The sequence below is a fragment of the Desulfomonilaceae bacterium genome (genome assembly GCA_041662605.1).
GTDB lineage: Bacteria > Desulfobacterota > Desulfomonilia > Desulfomonilales > Desulfomonilaceae > CAJBEZ01.
In genome coordinates this window covers 209360-227567 of the sequence record JBAZSD010000001.1, presented here as the reverse complement: position 1 = coordinate 227567, position 18208 = coordinate 209360, and the positions used below count along the sequence as shown (strand labels likewise).

General features: G+C 46.5%; 17 protein-coding genes. 9 read left to right on the top strand and 8 right to left on the bottom strand.

The annotated features are described in order from the left end of the window. Positions 1 to 100: 100 nt before the first annotated feature. From WC647_00930 to WC647_00915, 4 genes are all read right to left on the bottom strand, one after another. The gene (locus WC647_00930) at positions 101 to 622 is read right to left on the bottom strand and encodes a hypothetical protein (GenBank protein MFA6220855.1); all 522 of its coding nucleotides are present in this window, start codon (positions 620 to 622) and stop codon (positions 101 to 103) included. Between the two features lie 7 nt (positions 623 to 629). After that, positions 630 to 1112 (bottom strand): N-acetyltransferase, encoded by a 483-nt coding sequence (locus WC647_00925; GenBank protein ID MFA6220854.1) that lies wholly within the window; start codon positions 1110 to 1112, stop codon positions 630 to 632. A gap of 1 nt (position 1113) precedes the next feature. After that, positions 1114 to 2790, bottom strand: a complete 1677-nt coding sequence (recN, locus tag WC647_00920; GenBank protein ID MFA6220853.1) for a DNA repair protein RecN — start codon at positions 2788 to 2790, stop codon at positions 1114 to 1116. A gap of 78 nt (positions 2791 to 2868) precedes the next feature. Next, positions 2869 to 3705, bottom strand: coding sequence for an NAD(+)/NADH kinase (locus WC647_00915; GenBank protein MFA6220852.1), 837 nt, complete (start codon positions 3703 to 3705; stop codon positions 2869 to 2871). A 199-nt stretch (positions 3706 to 3904) separates the two neighbouring features. On the opposite strand from WC647_00915, the gene WC647_00910 reads away from it, so the two are divergent. From WC647_00910 to WC647_00890, 5 genes are all read left to right on the top strand, one after another. After that, positions 3905 to 5218 (top strand): replication-associated recombination protein A, encoded by a 1314-nt coding sequence (locus WC647_00910; protein ID MFA6220851.1) that lies wholly within the window; start codon positions 3905 to 3907, stop codon positions 5216 to 5218. A gap of 62 nt (positions 5219 to 5280) precedes the next feature. After that, positions 5281 to 5865: an RNA polymerase sigma factor gene (locus tag WC647_00905; protein MFA6220850.1), complete on the top strand. Its 585-nt coding sequence runs from the start codon at positions 5281 to 5283 to the stop codon at positions 5863 to 5865. A 56-nt stretch (positions 5866 to 5921) separates the two neighbouring features. Further along, positions 5922 to 6368 carry a zf-HC2 domain-containing protein gene (locus WC647_00900; GenBank protein ID MFA6220849.1) on the top strand — a complete coding sequence of 149 codons (447 nt, stop codon included), beginning with the start codon at positions 5922 to 5924 and terminating at the stop codon, positions 6366 to 6368. Next, positions 6365 to 6874 carry a hypothetical protein gene (locus WC647_00895; protein ID MFA6220848.1) on the top strand — a complete coding sequence of 170 codons (510 nt, stop codon included), beginning with the start codon at positions 6365 to 6367 and terminating at the stop codon, positions 6872 to 6874. Before WC647_00900 ends, WC647_00895 begins: the two co-directional genes overlap by 4 nt. Before the next feature lie 161 nt (positions 6875 to 7035). Next, positions 7036 to 7548: a Spy/CpxP family protein refolding chaperone gene (locus WC647_00890; protein MFA6220847.1), complete on the top strand. Its 513-nt coding sequence runs from the start codon at positions 7036 to 7038 to the stop codon at positions 7546 to 7548. Between the two features lie 72 nt (positions 7549 to 7620). On the opposite strand, the gene WC647_00885 is transcribed toward WC647_00890, so the two are convergent. The 4 genes from WC647_00885 to WC647_00870 all read right to left on the bottom strand — a co-directional run bounded on the left by WC647_00885 (position 7621) and on the right by WC647_00870 (position 13091). Next, on the bottom strand, positions 7621 to 8439 hold the full coding sequence (locus tag WC647_00885) for an ATP-dependent sacrificial sulfur transferase LarE (GenBank protein MFA6220846.1): 819 nt from the start codon (positions 8437 to 8439) through the stop codon (positions 7621 to 7623). Between the two features lie 90 nt (positions 8440 to 8529). Next, the gene (mnmA, locus tag WC647_00880; protein ID MFA6220845.1) at positions 8530 to 9567 is read right to left on the bottom strand and encodes a tRNA 2-thiouridine(34) synthase MnmA; all 1038 of its coding nucleotides are present in this window, start codon (positions 9565 to 9567) and stop codon (positions 8530 to 8532) included. Continuing rightward, a complete protein-coding gene (locus WC647_00875; protein MFA6220844.1) occupies positions 9564 to 12224 on the bottom strand; it encodes a transglycosylase domain-containing protein in 2661 nt (886 codons plus the stop codon). The genes mnmA and WC647_00875 overlap by 4 nt, the downstream gene beginning before the upstream one ends. Positions 12225 to 12317: 93 nt before the next feature. After that, a complete protein-coding gene (locus WC647_00870) occupies positions 12318 to 13091 on the bottom strand; it encodes an MBL fold metallo-hydrolase (GenBank protein ID MFA6220843.1) in 774 nt (257 codons plus the stop codon). 339 nt (positions 13092 to 13430) lie between these two features. Here WC647_00870 and WC647_00865 point away from each other — a divergent pair, with 339 nt between their 5' ends. The 4 genes from WC647_00865 to WC647_00850 are packed head-to-tail and all read left to right on the top strand — an operon-like array spanning position 13431 to position 18185. Beyond that, complete coding sequence (locus tag WC647_00865) at positions 13431 to 14057, top strand: hypothetical protein (protein MFA6220842.1); 627 nt, start codon at positions 13431 to 13433, stop codon at positions 14055 to 14057. A 52-nt stretch (positions 14058 to 14109) separates the two neighbouring features. Then, positions 14110 to 15522 (top strand): sigma-54 dependent transcriptional regulator, encoded by a 1413-nt coding sequence (locus WC647_00860; GenBank protein ID MFA6220841.1) that lies wholly within the window; start codon positions 14110 to 14112, stop codon positions 15520 to 15522. Continuing rightward, entirely contained in the window at positions 15522 to 16046 is a 525-nt protein-coding gene (locus tag WC647_00855; GenBank protein MFA6220840.1) for an Hsp20/alpha crystallin family protein, read from the top strand. Before WC647_00860 ends, WC647_00855 begins: the two co-directional genes overlap by 1 nt. Positions 16047 to 16061: 15 nt before the next feature. Then, entirely contained in the window at positions 16062 to 18185 is a 2124-nt protein-coding gene (locus WC647_00850) for a CDC48 family AAA ATPase (GenBank protein ID MFA6220839.1), read from the top strand. The last annotated feature ends 23 nt before the right edge of the window (positions 18186 to 18208 follow it).

Here is an 18208-nt window from a genome sequence, read left to right as displayed (position 1 = left end):
GATATTTTAGCAAGTCAATGAAGTTGACGCAATAGGAGCGTAGTGTGGCTAAGTTCCATGAAACCCTGTATTCGATGTGACGTTTCAGCAAGAAGTTACCTTACCTCACGGTAAATGTAAGGCGACGCGCCAGCTTACCCTCAAGGTACAACTCAACTTTCCAGAGACCGGGTTTATGATTGTAAAGCTGCATGGTGGGAATTGACTGAACTCGCGTGGTGCCATGGCTGCTGCGGTTTATGCCCTGTTTGCTCTCTTGTTTGGTGTCGTAGGTGGCTCTAATCTTCCTGAATTCCTGGTCCGAGGGGTCGTACCATATCGTTTCCGCCGTGTACTGATTCGTTTCATTCCTTGGCGTGAAATAAAGGTTCACGGAATCATTGACGTTGTGATCAAAATTGTCTTTCGCCGAATATGCAGACCCTGGAGAGAGAAAAACATCCTTGACTAGGTAGTAATACTCGTCAGATGATGTTTTTTCCACACCTTTCCACTTGCCCGGATTAATGGCTCCGCAACCGGTCAACCAAAAGGTGAACAGGAGACCCAACACCACGAACAGGCCGACAGACAAAAAGCATTTCGAGAACTTGTAAATTTGAAAAATTAATCCTACTTTCATCTACTCCTCAACTGTCAGATTGTTCAGAGCGCTGGTTCGAGTCCCTCACCATCGCAACCTCGTCACATTCCGGAAACTTTGGACACTTTACGCAATCTGCCCATATCTTATGAGGTAAAAGACTCTTGTCCATCAGAACAAACCCCATTTTTTCAAAGAGGCTAACACGATAGGTTAACACAAAAACTTTTTTTATTCCGAGTTCGCAAGATTCTTGTACCAGAGTATCAATAAGATTTCGCCCGACACCTTTACCCTGACGTTTCCTCTTGACCGCCACCGAGCGAACTTCAGCAAGATCTTCCCAAACTATTCGTAGGGCTCCACAACCGATGATTTCACCAGTTTCGTCATCGACAGCGACCGAGAAATCCCTAATTTGAGAATATATGTCGGCAATGGCGCGTGCGAGCAAGTGACCGCCTTTTGCCTGTTCAGAAATAAGAGCATGAACTTTTTTTACATCCGTCAGGACAGCTTTTCTTATCAACTTAGGACCTTTCCTTGGTCTTCTTTACCAGGTTTCTAACATGTTCACGAACAGGCGCCGAATCTTCGGACGCTCCCAGCATCCTGGCCAATTCCGAAATACGTTCCTCCCGGTGTAAAGCATTGGCTTCGATCGAAGTCCTACCTTCCTTCACAAATTTTCGTACGGCCAAGTGATGGTCAGCTTTAGCCGCAATTTGATGCAAATGTGTGATACAAATCGTTTGTTGTCGTCTTGCCACTTGAGCTAGCCTGTCAGCCACGGCGACCGCCGTATGTCCCCCAATACCGGCGTCAACCTCGTCAAAAACCAGAGTGGAGGCCTGTCCGGCAGAGTCAATCTCCAAAGTTTTCAACGCTAACATGACTCGTGAAAGCTCTCCGCCTGACGCAATCTTCGCAAGAGGTCTGGCTGATTCCCCTGGGTTGGCCGCAAGGAAGAACTCAATTGTTTCAAGACCCTTGGCTCCGGAGACCTCTCGAGATCTCTCGTTGAAGTTCACAGAAAATACTGCATCCCGCATCGCAAGATCAGAGAGTTCTTTCTTCATTGAGGTTTCTAAAATAATTGCCGCTTGGCGCCTCCGCTTTGATAGTGTTTGGGCTTCAATCAGGAAATCTTTTTCCGCTGATTCAAAACGTTTTTGACAATCCTTGAAGTCTTTCTCAGCGTTTAAGATAGCGGATACTTCGTTTGATACTGATTGAAGCCGCTGCATGAGATGCTCGTCATCTCCGCCATATTTTTTCTTCAAAGTCTTCAAACGACTTAAACGCTCTTCAATTTCTTCAAGTCTTGCAGGATTATCATTAGTGTTTTCTGAAATATTTCTTAACTCGAGAGCGACGTCTTCGAGCTGATACATAGCTCCAGTGAAGTTTTCAACAATCTTATTTGTTTTTGGGTTCAAAACGACAAGCGCCGCAAGCGATTTTTTAATTTCAGAGAGATTTGAGATCACGGCGCCTGATTTTGAGTAGAGCTTCTGGTAAGCGTCATAGGATTTCTCCCGAATTTGAGAAGCCTTTTTAAGGATCTCACGCTCTTCCGCCAGTTCTTCCTCTTCTCCAAGCTTCAGATTCGCTTTGCCAAGTTCCATCGCCATGGACTTATTTTCAGAGGCTCGGGTTTCAAGCCCATGAAGTCTAGTTTTTGAGGCGCGAACCTCATCTGAAGACTTGCGAACAACATGGAAAAGCTTTTCCAACTTTTTTCGCTGAGCTTGAAGATTGGCGGATCGGTCCAGTATTTCAATATGTTCCTCCGGATCCAGTAAAATATGACTTTCGTGCTGACCGAATACCGTTACCAGATTTTTTCCAATCCTTTCAAGCATAGAAATGGTAGTAAGATTCCCGTTCGTGAAACACTTTGACCTCCCGCTCTGGTTGATTCTGCGAGATATTATGAGTTCACCGGAACCTTCGAATATTGATCTGAAATCAGGATCAATAGAACCAACATCTGAAACTTCAAAAATAGCCTCTACTGCAGCTTCATCCGCGCCTGTTCTTATCAGATCCGCGCCTCCTCTTGCCCCAAGGATCAAACCGAGCGCCCCGATCAAAATCGATTTGCCCGCGCCGGTTTCCCCGGTCAGAACATTCAGGCCTTCCTGAAATTCAATTTCAATCCGATCTATGATCGCAAAATTGCTAATTCTGAGATATCTTAACATCTTTCAGAAAACATGATTCTCTGTTATTCGGGTTTGTTTTTTAGCCAACGTGCGTGAGTTACGAGTTTCAGCCCAAAATTATCTGACAATACCCAGTTTTGCTTCAAGCGCCTCGAAATATCCCCGGGTCCTTGATTTAACTATTACAAAAGGAATCGAAGATTTCTTGATTTTAATTGCATCCCCCAACTTTAAGTCACGAGACACACGTCCATCTATTGTGACTTTAAATGTTTCCCCTCTTTCAAGCGTTAACTCGACAGCTCGGTCAGCCGGTATGAGCAGCGGACGGGAGAGCCCCGAGTATGGGCATATTGGCGTGATCAACATAGCTTCCACGTCCGGATGCACCAGAGGTCCGTTTGCCGCGTACGAGTAGGCGCTGGAACCTACCGGCGTCGCAACGATTACGCCGTCAGCCCGAAGTTCAATATCTCTAGTTGCTCCTAACTTCAACACAATGTCAATGATCCTTGCCACACCACTCCAGTGGATTACCACTTCATTTAAGACCCTGACCTTGTTGTTTTCAGGCAGAGTTGCCTCGAGCATCATACGTTTGGCCAAAATTGATTTGCCCTCAATGGCCGCAAGGATTTCAGAGCAAGCTTCTTCAGGCGATATTTCTGCAAGGAACCCGACTCGTCCAAGATTAACGCCCAGTACAGGTACTGGTTTGTCATTCAGCAAAGCGGCGACTCTAAGGATTGTGCCGTCTCCTCCTAGCGCCACGATTAGATCCGCCTCTCCTGCTATATTGCTCGTTGGTTGGACATTCCAGCTTTTCGGCAAATCTGAAAAGGAATCTTCTACCAGGGCTTCTTTCCCGAATTTGGCAAGAAGATGGGAAATTTGTTCAGCCAAGGCTAACGCCTGTTCGTGCCCACTCTTAAAAACCAATCCGACCTTGCGCATGATCGCCCCGCCGTGACCTATCAGTAAAACGTTAACATTGAGTACCATGTTTTTGAGTCAAAATCTAGAGAAATAGACTAATTCTGAGCAACTGGCCGATACACCTTGATGACCTCCCCACAATCGTATAGGCTAAAACGCAAAGAAAATGACTAAGTGAAGCAATTGGCTCTCCTAGAAAAATCGAGAGAGAAGCGCAATGGACCTGTTTGAAAACAATCATCACACGTTGAAAGAAAGACCGCTTGCCGACCGAATGCGACCGAGAAGCCCGGATGAATTTGTTGGTCAGGATCGTTTGTTGGGCCCTGGTAAAGTTTTGACCAGGACTCTGGAAGGCGGGAGACTATTTTCGATGTTACTGTGGGGGCCTCCCGGAGTTGGGAAAACTACATTAGCTGAAATTATAGCCAACAAATCCAGTTCCAATTTTCATCACTTTTCAGCGGTTACAGTGGGTGTTAAGGACGTCAAAGAAGTTGCTGCAAAGGCAAGGGACGATCTTCGAATCTCGGGTGTAAAAACCATTCTTTTCCTTGATGAAATCCACAGATTCAACAAGGCTCAACAGGATTACCTTTTGCCTCACGTCGAAAAAGGAAATCTCATACTGATAGGGGCTACCACGGAAAATCCAAGTTTCGAAGTCAACGCTGCGTTGCTATCCAGAATGAGGGTTTTCATGCTTGACGAATTGAAACCCGAGGATTTGGAAACAATAGTTGATAGGGCGTTGAAGGACCAGGAACGTGGGTTGGGCCGGCACGACCTGAACATCGAAAAGTCGGCGCTTGATATGCTGGTTTCAATCGCCGGAGGTGACGCCAGAAACTGTCTCAACATCTTGGACGCTGCTGCAAATTTAGTCTTATTGAACAATCAGCAAGATATCGATGTGAAATCGATTGAGGAGGCGGCGCAAAAAAGGAGTCTTCTTTATGACAAGTCAGGGGAAGAGCATTACAATCTTATTAGCGCACTCCACAAATCTCTCCGGGACAGTGACCCGGACGCTGGATTATACTGGATGGGCAGAATGATAGAAGCGGGTGAAGATCCCCTTTACGTGGCCAGGCGACTTGTGAGGTTTGCGAGCGAGGACGTGGGACTGGCTGCGCCGCAAGCTCTTGAGCAGGCAGTGGCGACATTTCAGGCCTGCCGCTATATTGGCCTGCCTGAATGTGCGCTAGCATTGGCGCAATCTGTTGTTTACCTGGCGCTTGCGCCTAAATCCAATTCTCTGGAAGAAGCTTACATAGCAGTCAAAGGAGAAATAAAGAAGTCCGGGTCCTTGGCTACACCGTTGCACATTAGAAACGCCCCAACGAGTTTCATGAAATCCATAGGATATGGAAAAGGCTACAAATATGCCCACGATTTTCCGAACGCTGAGGTAGAACAGGAACACATGCCCGAGAAACTGAAAGGGACGAGATTCTATCACCCGACTGACCGAGGGTTTGAGAAAACCTTGAAGGAGCGTTTAGACGCTAAACATAAACTGGAAGACTGAACAAGGCCAACCCTCAGTTTTTTTAAATAAATCTGTGAGATCATAAATCCGAAATATATCGCATGGGACGTTTAGAATCACTATCAGACCACGAATTAGTAAAGGCATCTCAGAATGGCTCCGAGATTTATTTTGGAGAACTGGTGTATCGACACACTAATCTGGTCTACCGTATCGCAAGATCGATCACCGGTTCCCATGAAGAGGCTGAGGATATCGTTCAGGAGACTTTCCTAAGGGCTTTCAAAAGTATAGAAAAGTTCGATGAATCGAAATCCACGTTTAAAACGTGGTTACTGACGATCGCTCGAAACCAAAGTATTAATATTGTGAGTTCATTTAGAAGAAAAACCTTCAAATTTTTTAGCGATCGGGACGAAGATGACCCGGAACTCGAATTCTCGTCAAATCCATTATCTCAGGAAACTCAAGACGCTGAGACACAGTTATCCATTAAGCAGCAATTCCACGCGATGGAAAAGGCATTGAAGAAATTACCGGAACGACAAAGGAGCGCCCTTTTGCTGAAATCGCAGGAAAGCATGAGTTACGAAGAAATTGCGATCGTGATGGATATTTCAGTTTCATCGGTGGAATCGCTCATATTTAGAGCCAGAAAAAAAATTATAAAACTTGTGGAAAGATAAAAGATTCTCGCGAGTTCTGATTTGTTTACAGGTATAAGATATTGGAGGGCCAGACCATGAAGCACATGGAATATCAAAAAGAGATTTCTTTATTATTGGATGGCGAATTAGACTCGGCATCTCAACGTAAATTGCTGGATCACATGTCGGAATGTGCTGATTGTGTTCGGGTCTACGAAGAATTGGTGTCCCTAAATGATTCATTAGCGACCGTGAAATTCTCTTTGGCCGATCATTCTCTCGCAGACAAAGTGAAGGCTCGAATTTCCGGTGACTCAAGTTCTGTCAGCGACGCATGGAAATTTTCTCTCTTGAAGCAGGTTCCGATATGGGCTTTGATAGCGGTCCTGGCGGTCGGAGTTGGAGACAAAGCAGGGAAGACGCTGACGGAAGCTCTTAGCGCGCAGGACTCCAGCCCAAAGATGGATACATTGCTCCAGGATAACTCGGAATCTCTTTCGGATATAGCTCTTGACTTCGGGATGGCGGAGAACTCTCAATGAAAAGAGCTTTCTTTGTAGGTTTGTTGCTGTTTTCCCTATTGGTTAATGCTTCTGTTGGTGTGGTGATTGCTCGCCACTGGTGGCATGAAAAAAAATTTACAGCAATTGAGTCGACCGAGTGTCCGGCGCTATCGACCGAAGACGTAAAGAAGATTTCGAAAAGCTGGTCGGGTGAAACTAAGATGGGAATCATTAAGGCCAGGCGCGAACTCCAGAGCAAAAGAGCCGAAGTCCTTGACCTTATAGCTTCAAATCCCGGCAATTTGAAACCTGCTCAAGACGCTATCCACGAGATGATAAATCTTCGCGCCGTTTTGGAAAGTCAGATATTGGAACGCATAAGCCAGACCATGGCGTCTCTTCCTAATGAAAAGCGTATGGCCCTTTTGGAGTTTCTAAAACACAGAACCTGCAGAATGAGGCATTCGGGAAGGGGTTTAGGGCCGAGTGGAGATCGAGGTTGTGGTCCCCCCGGTTCAGGACCATGCAAGGAACCGGGAATGTAAGGCATCATTCAAGAAACGGACTTTTGAGTCCGTTTCTTATTTTTGGTGGAAAGAAAATAATAAACTTTCTCGCGCGGGATTCTCTAAACCAGTCGGTATTAGAATTATGATCGATGAGAAATTGATGATCATCGAAAACGAGAAAAGGAGAAATTGGTGAAATGAGAAACTCAAGAACAGCTCTCGGACTAGTTGCTGCAATGACACTGCTAATCGCTTCCTCGGCTTTTGCTTTTGGCCCTTGCGGAAATTGCCCTGGTTTTGGAGGAGGCAAAGGAATGGGGTTTGGTCAGGGGCTAGCTCAAATTGATAGCCTTACTAAAGAGCAAAAAGCACAGATCAATTCTTTAAGAACTGACTTTCTCAAGAAAGAGGAAACGCTGCGATCTCAGAAAGCTCAAAAAAGAATTGAGCTTATGGAGTTAGCGACCAAGTCTCCGCAAGATGAGGCCGCCATCCAGAAAAAGAAAGAAGAAATATGGACGATTCAGGATCAGATGCGAAATGAAGGCAGGGCTTTCGGCACAAAGATTCGTTCATTGCTAACTCCTGAGCAGCGCGAGAAAATGGGTGTTTGGGCTGGTCGAGGAGCAGGATTCTGCGGTTCAGGCGGATGCCGCGGTATGCGTGGCGGCGCCGGCAAAGGAATGATGGGATTTGGCCCGAAAAGCTAGACTCAACCACCCTTCTCCCTAATCCCCTTCATAAAGCCCGGCGCGACAACCGGGCTTTTTTTGCGAAATCTTTCAGGCGCCGTATTCTTCCAAATCTAGAGTGATAGTCTTATATCCTATTTTTTTTAGTTCTCCGGAAATTGTTTTTCTCAATTGACGGTTGCTGAGAATCTTTTCAAATCCATCCAAGTCAAAAACAATTCTGGCCAAATTTCCGTGAGTTCGTAGCCGAAAAATTCCGAAGCCAAGGTTTTTAAATAGCTGCTCTCCCTCTCTAATACGATCCAGAGCTTCTAACGTGATTGGGGTCCCTTGTGGAATTCGGGTAGCCAAACAGGGTTGAGAGCATTTCATCGCCATTTTATGAAACCCCGCGCCCTTTAATAAAGCCCTTATTTCATCTTTTTTCAGGGAAGCCTGACGTAGCGGGGTATGAATTCCAAGCTCAATCAGAGCAGCGAATCCTGGTCGATCTGAAGGATCATCATCAATGTTTGTGCCATCAAACAAGACAGCGTCAAGGGGAATTCCCCGGGTTGCGCTGATAGTTTGATAACGAACTTTCTTACAGTGATAGCATCGTTTCGGCCCATTTGCAGCGAAATCCGGGGAACTGCATTCCGGGGTTTCGGCAATGATTAGCTCAACGTCCAGCGCGTGCGCAAAATCCTGGGCTTCCTGTACTTGATCCTGCGAAGAAGTTGGGGAATTGGCAGTAACCGCTATTACACGATCAACACCCAGAGCGTTTACAGATTCCATTAAAAGGAGACTTGAGTCGACTCCCCCGGAAAATGCGACAACGGCCGATTTGTCCCCTACGGTTTTTGCGATTATCCGCTGAAGGTTTCTTTCTTTATTTACTAAATTCGAAAATTGTTTATGATTCATGGCCTATCCCGATACTCAAGACCGACCGGGCTCCAATTTTCTTCATTCCGGTGCTTTTTTACCATTAGCGATCCTAAAATCGCTGTTCCGTCAGAACTTGACTGCGCTCAAAATCCAGCCGCCTCCAACCACCTCATTTTCCTTATATAAAACCGCTGCTTGACCAGGCGCGACCCCGGATTGCGGAGAGTCGAAAGAAATTGTTAAGGAACCTGAGCCTGTATCTCTAATTTTGCACGTCGCTTCTCTAGAAGTCGACCGCACTTTTATTGTGAAACTATCATTCCAATCTGGAGTCTTTCCGGATACAAAACTTAGCTGATCGACTACGATACCTGAAACCAGTGTCCGGTTTTTCCTCCCTACTACAATCTCATGCCTTTCATGATTGATTGCGAGCACATATAGAGGCTCAGGCCCGCAAACCCCCAATCCTCTTCGCTGACCGACCGTAAAGAAGATAATCCCCGGGTGTTTTCCAATGACATTGCCGTCCTCGTCAACAATTAGGCCAGGTTTGGCCTCGGCGCCTTGTTCCAAAAGGAACTTGACGTAAGTATTATCAGGAACAAAACAAAGCTCCTGTGAATCTTCGGTTGAACTTACGGGAAGTCCCCTCAGTTCGGCGATTCTTCGAACCTCCACTTTGGTCAGTCCACCGAGGGGGAAAATCAAGTTGGACAGTATTTTCTGAGTCAGCATGAACAAAAAGTAGGACTGATCCCTTGAACTATCCGATCCTTTAAAAAGCGCGAACCGGTCATCTTTTGAGACAATTCTGGCGTAATGGCCTGTGGAGAGTCGCTCTGCGCCCAATTCAAGCGCTCGTTCCGCTAGAAGAGTCATTTTGATTTGTCTGTTACACCGAGGACACGGAGAGGGTGTGCGACCGGAATTGTACTCTGAAACAAAATAATCGACCACATGTTTTTGAAACGACTCACTCAGATCAACCAACTTAACAGGGATACCAATGGAGTCCCCTACGGCTCGGACCTGATCCCATGAATCGGAATCTCGGTCAATTAATTTCATGTGCAAGCCAGTCACACTGTGCCCCGCGTCTCGGAGCAATAAAGCAGCGCAAGCGCTGTCAACGCCTCCACTGAGAGCGACTGCTATGTTCATCTGACCGGGGGCGCTGGTTGGGGAGGATACATGGAGGTCGCAGGCGCCGCTCCAGTCTGAAATTGACCGGGGTCGACAGATGGAAGCGTCATTCCTCCACTTTCACTATAAAGGGGCATCGGTGACTTGACGTATTCAGCAAGCGTGTCAAAAGAATCCAACGGTGATAAAACAAGCGTGTAGCCGTTGAAAGGAGCATAGATCGGTTCTCTAACGGGTTTCAATGTTGCCCCATCCTTAGGGTCATTCACCACTGTGAGAAATTCTTTAAACATTATTTCCGGAGGTATTACGAATTCCCGCTCGGGTCTGTTACGCAGTATCTCTTTCATAAAATATCCCCAAACTGGAAGGGCGGCCCTTGAGCCCTCTTCTCTTCGACCGAGGGGACGTTTTTCATCGAATCCGACCCACACCCCGGTCGTATAGTCTGGACTGAAGCCCATAAACCACGTGTCTTCCGCATTATTCGTGGTGCCGGTTTTACCCGCTATGTCCTTGCGTTTCAGATACTGGCTAAGTCGAGATCCTGTGCCCTGACGAACACCCCCCTGAAGCAAGGAGATCATTATATAGGCTGTTTGAGGAGACATGACGGCCTTGACCCGGGGCGGTTCGGTGAGCCGATCGTCTTCTTCGAGATCATTCGTATTCTCGCTGGCGGCCGTCTTTCGAAGCTGCGGTTCACCATTCATTCCAGTCTTGGCAAAGACTTGAACCGGAGTTCCTGCCACTTGTGACGTTTTGTGTTCAGCGTTTTTTACCAATTCCCGAAATTCATCGCGCGGAGTGGGTACCAGAGGATCCGATTCCAAAACGGGGACCTCGCTGTGATCTTCAAGAACATTCCCAAACCTGTCTTCAATACGTTTCACAAAAATCGGCTCAACGTGTACTCCACCGTTGGGAAAAACAGTGTAAGCCGACGCTAACTCGAATAAAGTTACCTCTGATGTTCCCAGGCTCAAAGAAAGATTCCTGCCCAAAGGAGAAGTTATTCCCATCCGGTTAGCCATATCAAGTACTGGCCCAAGGCCGACATCCATCAAAATCTTAATGGTGCAAATATTTCTAGACAGTTCCAGGGCTCTTCGGAAACTCACAGGCCCCAGAAAACTGCCACTGGAATTCCTGGGTTCCCATTCTTCATCCGCTCCTTCAACATCAACAACTATAGGTTCATCAACGATTATCGTAGCTGGGCTATAGCTCTTCTGTTCCAACGCGACTGAATAAATGATCGGTTTGAAAGAGCTTCCCGGTTGCCTTTTGGCTTGGATGGCCCGGTTGAACTGAAAATGTTCAGAAGACGATCCCCCAATTATTGCTCTAACACTGCCATTATTGTTCTCTATACAGATTAGGGCGCCCTGCAACTTTGGGTCATCATCAGGAATGAACTCAGGGACCCCTCTGTCATATTTGGAAAAACGCAACGCCAGGACTTGCCCAACCCTATAAATAGCTGCGGCCGATTTATTTAGCTTAACCTGACCCTTAAGCTTCTTACTAAAAGCAATGTCTAATGTCACTTCATTGTTTTTCCCAGGAGCGGTCTTCACTACTATTCCCTGATAGATTCTGCCTTCCATCAGATTTGGAGTCCCCCGTTTCTGGAGTAGTTCTGATATTTCATTAGGTTGAACTGTTTTTAGGATAGCCAGGTTTTTTTGACGTTTCTTTATTTCATCAAGGCCTTTGTCCATAGCTTCAGCAGCGCGACGTTGAAAGTCCAAACGGCAGGTAGTGAAAACCTTAAGGCCATCATTGTATAGCTTGTCTTCTCCATATTTTCTTATCACGTAACGACGAACGACTTCAGTAAAATCGGGAGCCAGATCAAGAGGACGAACAATCTGTTTTCTGAAGGTCAAGGGCTCATCTTTAGCCTTTTTATATTGTTCCTCATTGATGAATCCCGCCTTGAGCATACGTCCCAGAACTGTCAATTGTCTGTGCCTGGCGAGATCCGGATTCTTGAAGGGGTCAAAACGAGCGGGACTCGCTACCAGACCGGCTATCAGAGCAGCCTCAGCTATGGAAAGGTGTTCAACCGGCTTGTCAAAATAGTCTCTTGCCGCTGCTTCCACTCCATAGCAACCATCCCCCAGATAAATTTCATTAAGATAGACATGAAGGATTTTAGCCTTTCCCCATGTTTTCTCTATCCTCGTAGCGAGGATAATCTCCTTAAATTTTCTAGAGAAGGTTCGCTCCCTGCTTAAAAGAAAATTCCTGGTGACCTGCATGGTTATGGTGCTGCCACCCTGAGTAATCCTGCCGGCAGAGATGTTTCGACCCATAGCCCTTAAGATCCCCTGCCAGTCCACACCATTATGCTCGTAGAAACGAGCGTCCTCAGCAGCGAGAAAAGCGTTTACCACATGCTTGGGTATTTGATCTAGGTCCACCACAAACCGTCTCTGCTTGAAAAACACCCCGATCACCGTTCCATCATCAGCGTAAAAAGTGGACACCGTTTTCGGTTGGTATGTGTTCAGATCAGGAATTTCCGGTAACTGTCGGGAGTAGACCAAATAAGCCCCTAAGACTCCACCCAGAATGCCTATAGGAATTTGCAGGATAAGAACAATCGGGGTCAGAAAGAATAGGGTGAAGACACCTCTATTCAATTTACGATGGCCGGATTCCTTCATGATCATATCCTATATCAGGCGCAGACGAATCGCAATCAGAGGCTGAAAAATCTCCTAATTTCGGTGTGTAATGATTGTTGTCCAAAAACCGTCCTAAAAATTGGCGTCCAATTCTATCGTCATCAAGTCCTCAGCCTTCAAAATTGGTCCGGTGAATTTGGCCCTCGCAGCGGAAAGGACATCAACCTCATCACAAGGAGGATAAAAATGGGTCAAAATCAATTGCTTCACTGACGCCTGAGTGGCCAATACGCCAACTTCCGAAGGAGTCATGTGCCCTGGAATTTTCATTGAATCAGGCATTGAACACTCGCAGATAAGCGTGTGCGAGTCTCGAGCCAGGTTGACGAGATTTTCTGAAAAGTCCGTGTCTCCAGAAATCGACAAAGAAACGTTGTCAGCTTCTATTCTGTAACACAAAGAGGGGAAAGAATGGATCGAAGGCGCTGATTTAATTCTAATTCCTTCCATTTCAAAAATATCGAATTCTACCGCTGACATCTCAGTCATCCTAAGGCGATTATCACTTGGCACGACCCAGTGACCAAAAATTTCGACCAGTCTCTCATAAACCTGTTTTAATCCATCTGGTCCTATCACGTTGATCAATCCCGTTCTTTTCACTCCGTACGCGTAATTGGAGGCAAATAGAAATGATATAAAGTCCGTAACGTGGTCAGGATGGAAATGGGTTAACGCTATCAGGTCGATCTCTCTGTAATCTATTTTCGATTCACACATGCGGCGGAGGGTTCCAGCTCCCATGTCTACGATGGCTTTGACTTCCGAAGACTGGATGTACAGGCCTGACGAGTTTCTAGCCAGTTGAGGAGTGCCTGTTCCACTTCCCAATATTGTGATTTTCATATATCGTCCTCGTTTTCCCTTTCCCTGAAAAGAATTAGCTTTAGATTGATCTTACGTTCATAGTTGGCTCATAAATTGCTCATCAGTTTTAAATAGTTCCATACAATTTGTACTGCTACAAATCCTTGAAAAGCTCCGGGTTACCATGTCCCATCCAAAACGCTGCCCCCCGGGGCTTTATTTTCTCAGAAATATGATTATTAGTTGAGGGAACATGTCGATTACAAATTATTCTGTTACTGCAGTAGCCTCTATCTATCATATAGGAACAAAAAACTATGGAAGTTTTTCCATGGAAATGATTCCATATATTGATGAATTGAATGGAGTCCATACAGATTGTCATCTCTCAAATATAATCATTCCAGGTCTCGCAAACTTTTTGTGATGCCCATTGTGCACACCGAGACAGACATGGGTGAGTTGGGCGATTCGGTAAAGTCCGCATACCTGAAGAAAATGGGGTTACAGGCATGGAAAAGGAAAAAGGAACTGATTAATCGTTTTTGGAGCGATCTCGAGAAGGTTGTCCTAGAATTGGACATCCCATATATGAAAACAAAACTTTATCAGGATGGATTACCTGTTTGTGAAGACGGCAGAGAAATCCAAATAATAGAGCAGCTTGCATCCAGCGGAAGCCTTAACCACTTGCTGTTGAAGAGATTGATTGAGAAAGGAGCGAAAGCGGTAGGGACCGAATCTCCAGAACTTCTGATGATGGAATATAACCTGGCCTTGAGGACTCTAGACGCATCAGGGGATTCGATCAAGGGCGACAACCTTGAAATGCAAAGCGGAGAGATCCTGAGACGAAGAGACGCGTTTATTGCAGAAAGGATCAATGGAACCCTTGAACTTGGGGAAACAGGCATATTGTTTGTCGGTTCTCTCCATAATGTTATTCCAATGCTTGATCCTGATATTGATGTGGTTTCCCTCATGAAGCCATTGGCTTCATCATAAAAGGAAACGATGCTTTCATATATTATGAAATTACTACGCGGGGATGGGACAAATGGTTCCTACAGGGGCTAGGGTCCTTATCGTAGATGACGAGAAAGATTTTTGCGACATTTTGTTCCGTGTCGTGAAGAAGGCTGGTTTCACCGCTCTTGTGGCTCATGATGGCGAAATGGCTCTGGACATGATTCGTCAGGGGCTGCCTGATATTGTGCTGTTGGACGTGAGAATGCCGGGAATGGATGGAATAGAGGTTCTCAAACGCGCAAGAAAGCTGAATCCAGCGTTGCCGGTTCTAATGATCACCGCATATTCAGGTGTTCATGACGCAGTTGAAGCCATTAAGCAAGGAGCGTATGACTATTTGCCGAAGCCCTTGGATAACAACGCTTTGCTGGCAAAGATCAGGGAAGCGATGTTACAAAAACCGGTTCTGGGCAAAGAGCGCAACGAAAATAGCAAGTCTGAACTATCAATAGACGAGCTGAAGAAAATTATGGGACCGAGTTCTGCTATGGATCGAGTTATAGCGGACTTGAATCTGGTGGCGAGTTCAAACTTTTCTGTTGTAATTCAGGGAGAGACTGGATCAGGAAAGGAATTGGTAGCCCAGGCTATACACCGATTCAGCGCAAGGTCAAATAAACTTATGGTCCCGGTCGATTGTGGGGCTATTCCTGAGACGCTTTTTGAGTCGGAGGTTTTTGGACACGAGAAAGGGTCTTTCACTGGCGCTGTAGCTAACAGGACTGGAAAATTCGAGATGGCCCATGGAGGGTCTTTGTTCCTAGATGAAATCACTAACATGCCTTTGAGTTGCCAGACGAAACTACTACGCGCCATTCAGGAGAAGACTTTCTTTCGAGTAGGGGGGCGACAGCCGAAACACATGGATGTTAGGCTGATAATTGCTACAAACAAAGATCTAAACACCGAGGTGGCGCTAGGGCGCTTCAGTCGGGACCTGTTTTACAGACTCAGCGAGTTCACGATAGTCATCCCGCCAATCAGGGACAGGAAGGAGGATATCGTTTATCTTGCGGACCTATTTCGTATGGCTACTAACGAGGAATTGAACAAAAATGTCAGAGGGTTTTCAAATTCGGCCCTGGATCTTATAAGGAGTTATCCATGGCCAGGTAATGTCAGGCAGTTGAAAGCGGCTATCAGAAGAGCTGTCCTTCAATCTGAAGATTGGGTCAGCCCGGAAAGCCTGGTTTTGGATTCGGAAGAGACCGGACCAGAGATCAATGGGGGCCTTGAAGAAGATACCCCATGGGATGGGCTTTCGTTAAAGGAGATTGTCCAGAAGGCCACAGCCGATGTCGAGAGTCGAGTCTTAGCCAAGGTTTTACGAAGAACCGGAGGTAATAAGGCTAAGGCGGCGCGTTTGTTGCAAATCGATTACAAAACAATCCACTCAAAAATCAAACAATACGGTATCAGGCTTTATTCGGAGGAAGAATAATGGCGAAGAAGACGACTCGAGAAGACACAATAGGGTCCAACGTTGGCGGCATACTGGGCGGCTTGTCGGACCTTGTCCAAAAACTGGCCGATCTGGCTGAAAAAGGTAAGGAACTGAAGGCGAGCGGTGAAATCCCGAACCTCCAGGGCGACAAGGAAATCAAAGCTGTTTACGGATTCAATGTTAAATTTGGTCTCGACAAGCAAGGTTCGGATCAAATCAAAGTAGAACCATTCGGAAATGTTACCAAAGATAAAGATTCTGGGCGAACCTTGGTGCACGAGGTGCGCGAGCCTCTTGTAGACGTGTTTGAAGAAGATGACCACATACTCGTGGTAGCGGAAACCCCGGGCATAGGTCCTAAGGATGTCAAGATCGATCTCAAAGATGACGTGCTGACTTTTTCCGCGGTCAAGGGTGACAAGAAATATTACAAAGAGCTTTTGTTGCCAAGGGTTTGTGACAAGAAAAAGATGAAACTATCATGCAACAATGGAATGCTTGAAATAAAATTCCCCAGTTAGTCTCGGAGTTTCAAAATGGGAAAAAATGCTGATCAACCTATAAAGTTGAAAATAGTTGAGGCTTTAAGCAAGGACATGGGTCGGGCCTACGCCAGGATGGACCCCGAGGATCTAGCTAAAATCGGCGCAAACATCGGAGACGTTGTAGAAGTTATCGGTAAAAGAAGAACCGCCTGTAAGGCCATGCCCGCGTACAAGGACTTGAGAGGCCAATCAAGAATTCAACTTGATGGTGTTTCACGACAAAACGCTCGGGCTGGACTCGACGAGACCGTCTCTGTCAGGAAGATTGTGTGTAGGCCTGCGGACCGCGTAGTTCTTTCACCAGTTAATGTGAAGCCTTCGGAACGAGATCTCGAATACATAGGAAGTCTGTTAGACGGCCTCCCCGTAATGGAAGGCGATCTTATAAAAGCTACATTGTTTGGGAGCCGTTCCGCTGATTTTACAGTTGAGAGCGTCTCGCCCAAAGAGCCGGTACTGGTTAATCCCACTACACAGCTTTTAGTGGGCAAATCTGCGGAAGCCAAAGCCGGTATGACTCTTTCCTATGAGGACATAGGAGGACTTAAACCCCAGGTTCATCGGATCAGGGAAATGATTGAGTTGCCTCTACGATACCCCGAGGTTTTTGAGAGGCTCGGCATTGACGCCCCTAAGGGTGTGCTCCTTCATGGACCTCCTGGTTGCGGCAAGACACTCATAGCCCGTAGCATTGCGAATGAGACGGACGCCAAATTCTTTTCAGTCAGTGGTCCTGAGATAATTCATAAGTTTTATGGCGAGAGTGAAGCCCATCTCAGAAAAATTTTCGCGGATGCCTCGGCCCAGGGACCGAGTATTGTTTTCCTTGATGAAATTGACGCTATAGCTCCACAAAGAGAAAAAGTGGTCGGAGATGTTGAGAAGCGGGTGGTAGCTCAATTGCTGGCTTTGATGGATGGGCTAAACAAAAGGCAGAATCTTATTGTAATAGCGGCTACCAACATTCCAAACGCCCTTGATCCCGCTCTGAGAAGACCAGGCAGATTTGACAGGGAAATAGCCATTCCTATCCCGGATAGAAACGGTCGAGAGGAAATTCTTGAGATTCATAGCAGAGGAATGCCTCTTGCCGCCGATGTAGACATGCATCATCTGGCTGAGATCACACATGGCTTCGTGGGAGCTGATTTAGAAGCTCTCTGCAGAGAGGCCGCGATGATCTGCCTTCGACGGCTCATGCCTGACATTGATTTCACTATGGCAGGAATTCCTTACGAGCGATTGGCACGGCTGGAAGTCCTCATGGACGATTTTATGACCGCCTTGAAGGATGTTGAGCCATCAGCAATTCGTGAGGTCTTTGTCGAAATTCCTGATGTGAAATGGGAAGATGTCGGAGGCCATTCAGACCTTAAGGCAAGGCTGATTGAAGCGGTCGAATGGCCATTGAAGTACCCGGAGATTTTTGCCCAGGCGGGAGTAAAACCTCCTAAAGGGATTCTGATATCCGGACCTCCTGGATGTGGAAAGACACTTATAGCAAAGGCTATAGCTAATGAGAGTCGTGTTAACTTCATATCGGTGAAAGGGCCGGCTCTTATTTCCAAGTATGTCGGTGAGTCGGAAAAGGGGGTTCGAGAGGTTTTTAAAAAAGCTCGGCAGGCTTCACCCTGTATAATCTTTTTTGATGAAATTGACGCGTTGGTTCCGGCACGCGGAGGCAGCGCCTCAGATTCCCATGTGTCCGAAAGGGTCCTGAGCCAATTCCTGGCTGAGTTGGACGGGATCGAAGAACTCAAGGGAGTGCTGGTTCTAGCAGCGACAAATCGGGCGGATATGCTTGACCCTGCTGCGCTTAGGGCAGGCAGGTTTGATGAACATTTTGAAATCCTGGTACCTGAGCAAAAAGATCGCGAGGAAATTTTCGCTGTTCATCTCAAGAATAAGCCTCTTGTCAAGAAGGTGGACATTAAGTCCCTGGCTGCGAAGACAGAGGGTTTTGCGGGTGCGGATATAGCTGGAGTATGCAATCAGGCCGCTCTTAAGGCTGTGAGGCGGGCTGTTGAGAATATCAGACAAGACCCCGACAAGCCTGTGAAAGTCGAAGTGACGGAAAAAGACCTTGATCAAGCCATTGACGAGGCTGCCTCTTAGTAAATTGAATTACTTAGTTTAGG